This window comes from Cyanobium sp. BA20m-p-22 (assembly GCF_024346275.1).
GTDB lineage: Bacteria > Cyanobacteriota > Cyanobacteriia > PCC-6307 > Cyanobiaceae > Cyanobium_A.
Genome location: NZ_JAGQCQ010000222.1, coordinates 1 through 6,269 on the forward strand (window position 1 = coordinate 1; position 6,269 = coordinate 6,269).

Here is a 6,269-nt window from a genome sequence, read left to right on the forward strand (position 1 = left end):
CTGCTGATACCGGTGTAATCGGTGACAATGGTTGCCGTGCCACTCGCGGTGTAGTTGACGTTGAGAGCTGAAGTGGTGGGCCCAGATCTGGTGAAGGTATAGATCAGGTTGGCGGTGCCATCTTCTGAAACCGCCGTTGGGGAAACCGCGAGGCTGATGACGGGCGCTTGATTTGTGGTGCTTCCAACCGGAGGGATTGCAAACGTCGATGCTGCGCTCTGGTATAAGGTATCCAAGATAGACCCTGTACTTACTGCGATCCTTTGTAGGAAAGCCACTGTATCTCCGCTCTCCAAATACACGCCAGTCGTGAAATGTTTAGCAGTCTCTCCTCGCACATAAAGGTATCCATCACCTCCCAGGGCTACTGAAAATAGCCTTGCCCAGTATTGGTATCCAAGGGAATTCGCTCCCTCTGGGCGCATGCTCCATATCAGGCTGCCATTATTCGAGTACTTACAGACAATTGGTTCGTCGAAAAAGATATCCTTCTGTGCCGTAATACCTACGTAGATGAATCCATCCTGTGCAGTGGTCAGGTCTGAGTATATTGAATTTGATGTCTGGAAAGTTCCTGCAGCAGGAACGAGGGATTCCCAAGCAAAGGTGCTACTGCCCTCGGTGATCCTTTTCCTCAGGTAAACACCTCCAGTCCCTGCGGAAGAAAATGCAAGTTGGTATATTCCAAAATCCTCAGTGCGGATTATGGTGGCTTCCGCTTCTACCTGATTTCCTTGGACTGTAATAAAAATGCTATCATCTTCTCTTTGAATGGCTTCTTTTGCCTCACGAGTAAGTTCTATTTTCAGGGTGTTTGCGGCAAATAGGTTGCCTTCATCCCCCGGCGTATCCACCGCATTCAGCACCCCATCCAAGTGATGCCCCAACTCCTCTGTAAGCACCGCATTCACCTGTTCCTGGCTCGCGCTCAACAGCCAATCGGCATTGAGATAGATCGACCCCGTGCTTATGGCATACGCCCCCAGAGCACCATTGATATCTGCTGAGGAGAGCAGAACCACAGGCGGCAGGCCGCTGAAATTGCCGCGGGCCCAGGCAGCCACCAGATCGGCAAGGGCTTTTGGCTCGCCCCCTAGGCCAAGGGCCTCCTGCGCTGCCGCAGTCAAGGAGCCATCCAGGGCCCACCCCTGCAAACGCTTCTGCCATTCCGCCAGCAGATCCGGGAGCTTGCTGGCGGGTGCGAGTGGCATTTCGGATAGGAGCGAGCAAAAGCCAGTGAGAACGGAAGCTCTCGGGCGCAGGCGCCCTTGATCTAGCTTTAGATTTGCTTAAACTCTACTCGCAAACGCCAAACTTTGGCTTCGATTTGGGCTCGATTTCACCTGAGTTTCTGGATCCGGGTTATGCATTTTTTGCATAATTCCTGGTCTTCCCTCTGGCGCCTGGCCCTTAGTAACACAAGGAACAGTCTGCCCATGCCAAAGCCGGCATTTAGGAAAGCGGCCTGGCCGGGTCGCTTCCCTCCAGTTCGCCGGCAAACACCCGGCTGATCGTGATATCCACCGCTTCGAGCGTCATCAGATCCAACTTGGTGAGTGGGCTGCCCATGCGGCTGAACAGCCGGTTGGCCTGGCGCATGCGGGCCCGGTCGATCGCATTGCGAATCGAGCGGGCATTGGCAAAAAAGGGCAGCTGCATGCGGCGCTGGATGTATTCGGCAAAGGCCAGGCTGGCTTCTTCACTGAAACGGTAGTTTTCAGCAGCCAGAATCAATTGGGCGATCGCCAGCAGCTCCGCAGCAGAGTAGTCGGGAAAATCAATGTGATTTGCCACCCTGGAGGAGAGGCCGGGGTTGCTCTGATAGAAGATATCCATTCGCTCCTTATAGCCAGCAAAGATAACCACCAGATCATCCCGGTTGCCCTCCATCACCTGGAGCAATATTTCAATCGCCTCGGCGCCATAGTCGCGCTCATTTTCCGGGCGGTAGAGGTAATAAGCCTCATCAATGAACAGCACCCCGCCCATCGCTTTTTTGAGCATCTCCCGCGTTTTAGGGGCCGTGTGGCCGATGTACTGACCCACCAGGTCGTCTCGGGTGGCCGTAACCATGTGGCCCTTGCGCACGTAGCCCAGGCCATGCAGGATCTTGCTCATGCGCTCTGCCACCGTGGTCTTGCCGGTGCCCGGCCGCCCCGTGAACGACATGTGCAGGCTCGGTGGGGTGGTCTCCAGGCCTACCTGCTGACGCGCCCTATCCACCACCAACAGGGCAGCGATCTCCCGGATCCGGGCTTTCACTGGCCGCAGACCGATCAGCTCCCGATCCAGCTGGTCCAGCATCGCCTGAATACCCGCCCCGTCATAGGCCGATTGCAGGTCGATCAGGGTGTCGTCAGAGGGGTAACCCATGCCAATAAAGGGAGAACAGGGTTGTAGAAAATCAGCCGATCAGCGCGTCAATCGCTGCGCTAAAGCCCCACTCAGGCTCACCAATGGGGGTGTTGTCGGCCTCAGCCCGCAGGGTGAGGTTGACGTAGGTGCGGCCGAAGCTGATATCGGGGAAGCGTTGCTGCTGCTCGCACAGGGCATTGAGCCGCTCGAGAAAGTCGCGGGTTGTGGCGTAATCGTCAAATTCCAGCCGCCTCTCCAGCCGCTCGGGCTGGTCGGGTTTGGGGCGGGGAGTCCAGGCTTGGTCCATAAGTCAATCGAGGCAATCGGTGCGGGCCACCGCCAGGCGGCTGGCCCAGGCGGCGGCATAGGCGCGGTTGGCGGCCTGCTCAGCTGGATCACCGCTGCTAAGCGGGCTGGGGAAGGTGCCGCGGATGGCGGCATTGGTGACGCAGAACATCGACTTCTGGAAGCTCATACAGATCTTGACGCGCACGTCCCCCTCGCCCCGGCCGCGCTGGCGATACAACTGGTGCAACCGCTCCGGCAGGTGGCGATACATGTCCTGCATCAGCAGGCTCGGCGGGATGCCCGCTCCCATGCTCGGCAGGGGGTCGGCATAGAGGGCGCCGTAGGCAAACTGGCCCTGGTCTGGCGAGATCTGCTGGGCCTGGGCGTTGAAACTCACCGTACCCAGGAAGGGCAAACCCCTCAGGAAAACGGCCTCCACGTAGGGCACGGCCACATCCGCAAGGAAGGTGAGTCTGGCCTCCGGCGGCAACACCCACATCCGTTCACCCTCGATCTCCACCGCATAGGTGATCGGTTGGGCGGCGGCCGCCACCAGGCCGTCCTTGATGAACTCCACCACCGCTTCGATCGAGCCCACCCGCCCGGCCGCCTCGGCTGCGGCCAGATCCAGGAAAAGATCGCTCATCACCCGCCAGAACTGACCCAGGGCAGAGGTGGTGGCCGCCGTGCGGATCAGCTCGATCAGGAAGCCCCGAAACACAGGGTGGAGCAGGGCCAGCAGGGGATCGCGGCGGGTCTTGCGAGCAATGATGGCGCGGCAATTGGCGGCAAAAGGCTCCGAATCCAGATAGGCATCGAGGCCGCCAGTGCCATGCCAGAGCATGGCTTTCATGCAGTATTCGGCATACTCGAAATTGATCCGGTCGTGATTGAGATGGCGCCAGATCTTGGCCACAGTCTTGTCGCCATCGAGATATTTAAAGAGCGGGAAGGGCAGCAGAAATTGCTGCTCGGCCTGGAAGATCAGGTTTTTGCTGTAGGCATCGAGCACCTGGCCGTAGCTTTCCAGCACATCCACCACCTCGATCAGGTGCTCGGCCGTGTTGCTCAGCAGGGTTTGGCCGGCCAGCAGGGAGGCCTCCAGCTCGGCGGCGCTGGGCATGCCGCCGCTGCGCACCAGTTCAGCAGAAATGATCGGCATCAGCCCAGGCCTCCGGAATACACGGCGGCTGCCAGCGCTGGCAGCTGGACCATGGCCGTGCTGGCGGCCTCGCTCAGGCGGCCCAGGCCGTAGGGCAGCAGACCGATCGCAAACACGGCCACAGCCAGGGCCATCGCCGGGATGGTTTCGCGCGGAGCCACCGCTGCAAGGTTCACATCGAGCCGGCCATGGGCCACTGGATCGATGGGCGGAGTAACCGCCAGCCGGCCAAAGAAGGCCCGGTTCACCAGCAGCAAAAAGTAAACAGCAGTGAGCCCCGAACCCACCATCGACAGCAGGGTGGCAAAAGGGAATGCACCGATACTGCCGCGGAACACCATGAACTCGGAAATGAAGCCAGCCATGCCAGGCATGCCGGCGCTGGCCATCACCCCCACGATCATCAACGTTCCAGTAAACGGCAGGCCCCGTTCGGGGTTGAGCAGGCCGTGCAGCACCGTGAGGTCGCGGGTGCCGGTTTTGCGGTAAACGATTCCCACCAGCAGAAACAGCAGGGCTGAGATCAGGCCGTGGGCCACCATCTGGAACACCGCCCCTAGGATCGCTATTGGCGTGGCCGCTGCTGCAGCCAGCAGGATGTAGCCCATGTGGCCGACGGAGCTGTAGGCCACCATGCGTTTCATGTCCTTTTGGGCGATCGCCGCCAGCGAACCAAACAGCACCGAAACCGCCGCCCAGACCGCCAGGCCAGGGGCCAAAAGGGCCCAGGCCTCGGGGAACAGACCCATGCAGAAACGCAGTAACCCATAGGTGCCAAGCTTCAGCAGCACCCCAGCCAGCAGCACCGAAACCGGCGTGGAGGCCTGGGTGTGGGCATCGGGGAGCCAGTTGTGGAAGGGGAACAGGGGCACCTTGATGCCGAAGCCGATCAGCAGGGCGCCAAGTAGCAGCAGCTGGCTGCCCATGGCCAGCCGTTCACCGGTGATCGGCGTGAGGCTGAAGTCCGCGGTGCCCGTCAACAGGGCCAGCCCCAGAAAAGCCCCCAGGATCAACATGCCGGAAACGGCAGTGAAGATCAGAAACTTGGTGGCCGCATAGGCCCGGTTGACTCCGCCCCAGATGGCGATCAGGCCCCAGAGGGGGATCAGTTCGAGCTCGTAGAAAAGGAAAAAGAGCAGCAGGTTTTCGGCGAGAAAGGCCCCATTGACAGACCCACTGATCACCAGCAGCAGCAAAAAATAAACGCGCGGCCGCTTGTCGATATCTCGGGTGCAGATGGCCGAAACCAGCGTCAAAGCAGCGTTGATCAGCACCAGTGGCAAGGACAGGCCATCCACGCCGAGCTTGTATTCGAGCCCCAGGCTTTCCACCCAGGGCAGGGATTCCTGCAACTGCATGGCGCTGTTGGCTGGGTCGAAGCGGGCCAGCACCACCAGGCTCCAGGCCAGCTGCAGGCCCAATACCACCAGCGTCACCGTGCGCATGCGCCCCTCCGCCGGCCGGCCGGGCCAGAGGGCCAGCAACAGGGCTCCGGCAAAGGGAATCAGTAGCAGCAGGCTCAGCATCTTGTTCTCCTCATCCGTGCAGCCACTGCAGCGGCAACCACTGCAGCGAGGCCAGCAGCAACAGGATCGCCGCAAGCACCGTCAGCACATAGCTCTGCAGCTGGCCGCTCACCCCCAGCTTGAGACCCTCGGCGCTGGCCAGCGACAACCGGCCGATCCCGTTGACCAGGCCATTCACCAGGGTCTGGTCTATCCAGTTCGAAAGCCGGGCCAGACCCGCCACCGCCGCCACGATCGTGGCGCGGTAGATCCGGTCGGTGTAAAAGTCGGAGGCGAGCAGGTCCTGCAGCAGCCGCAGCGACCGGGTCGTCGAGCGGGACCAGAACTTGTTCAGTGGCACCAGGGAGCCGCCCACCGCCCCCACTAGGCCGCTGGCGGTAACGGCCAGGGCTACTGGCCAGGAGAAGGAGGCGAGGGCGGGAACTGAATGGAGGCGAGCCATCAGCAGGGGCATCAGCACGACCAACACCGTCAGGCTGACCATCGGCAGGGCCATCAGCCAGTTCACCTCGGGGGCGCGCTTGGTTTTAGGCAGGGGCGGGCCCATGAACACATGGCGGAATACACGAATGAAGTTGAAGGCTGTCAGACCGTTGGTGAGCAGCAGAACGGCGGCAAAGAAGGGGTACTGGCTGGCAAATCTCTCCACCAGCAGCCCGAAGCACCAGAAGCAGCCCAGGGGCAGCAGGCCCACCAGGCCGGCGCTGCCCACCAGGTATGCGGTGGTGGCGGCCGGCATACGGGAGCCGAGGCCACCGAGTTCGGTCAGGTCCTGGCAGCTGGTGGTAGCGATGATGCTGCCCACGCTCATGAAGATCAGGGCCTTGGCCAGGCCGTGGGCAAACAGCAACAGCATGGCAATCCCCGGCTGCTGAAGGGCGATGGCGATGAACACCAGCCCCAGGTAGGAGGTGGTGGAGTAGGAGAAGGCCCGTTTG

Annotated in this window: 5 protein-coding genes and 1 pseudogene; all 6 read right to left on the reverse strand. The window is 60.8% G+C overall.

The genetic code is table 11. From position 1 onward, the window contains the following. Positions 1–1,211: pseudogene (locus KBZ15_RS16235) on the reverse strand (hypothetical protein); the annotation flags it as partial. A 241-nt stretch (positions 1,212–1,452) separates the two neighbouring features. Further along, a complete protein-coding gene (cbbX, locus tag KBZ15_RS16240; protein WP_254931065.1) occupies positions 1,453–2,373 on the reverse strand; it encodes a CbbX protein in 921 nt (306 codons plus the stop codon). Between the two features lie 31 nt (positions 2,374–2,404). Further along, on the reverse strand, positions 2,405–2,662 hold the full coding sequence (locus KBZ15_RS16245; protein ID WP_255016236.1) for a 4a-hydroxytetrahydrobiopterin dehydratase: 258 nt from the start codon (positions 2,660–2,662) through the stop codon (positions 2,405–2,407). Positions 2,663–2,665: 3 nt separating this feature from the next. Further along, positions 2,666–3,805, reverse strand: a complete 1,140-nt coding sequence (locus tag KBZ15_RS16250; RefSeq protein ID WP_255016237.1) for a CO2 hydration protein — start codon at positions 3,803–3,805, stop codon at positions 2,666–2,668. Next, positions 3,805–5,331 (reverse strand): NADH-quinone oxidoreductase subunit M, encoded by a 1,527-nt coding sequence (locus tag KBZ15_RS16255; protein WP_255016238.1) that lies wholly within the window; start codon positions 5,329–5,331, stop codon positions 3,805–3,807. Before KBZ15_RS16255 ends, KBZ15_RS16250 begins: the two co-directional genes overlap by 1 nt. Before the next feature lie 10 nt (positions 5,332–5,341). Next, positions 5,342–6,269: proton-conducting transporter membrane subunit (locus KBZ15_RS16260; protein ID WP_261357671.1), on the reverse strand; the 928-nt coding region annotated here is incomplete at its 5' end.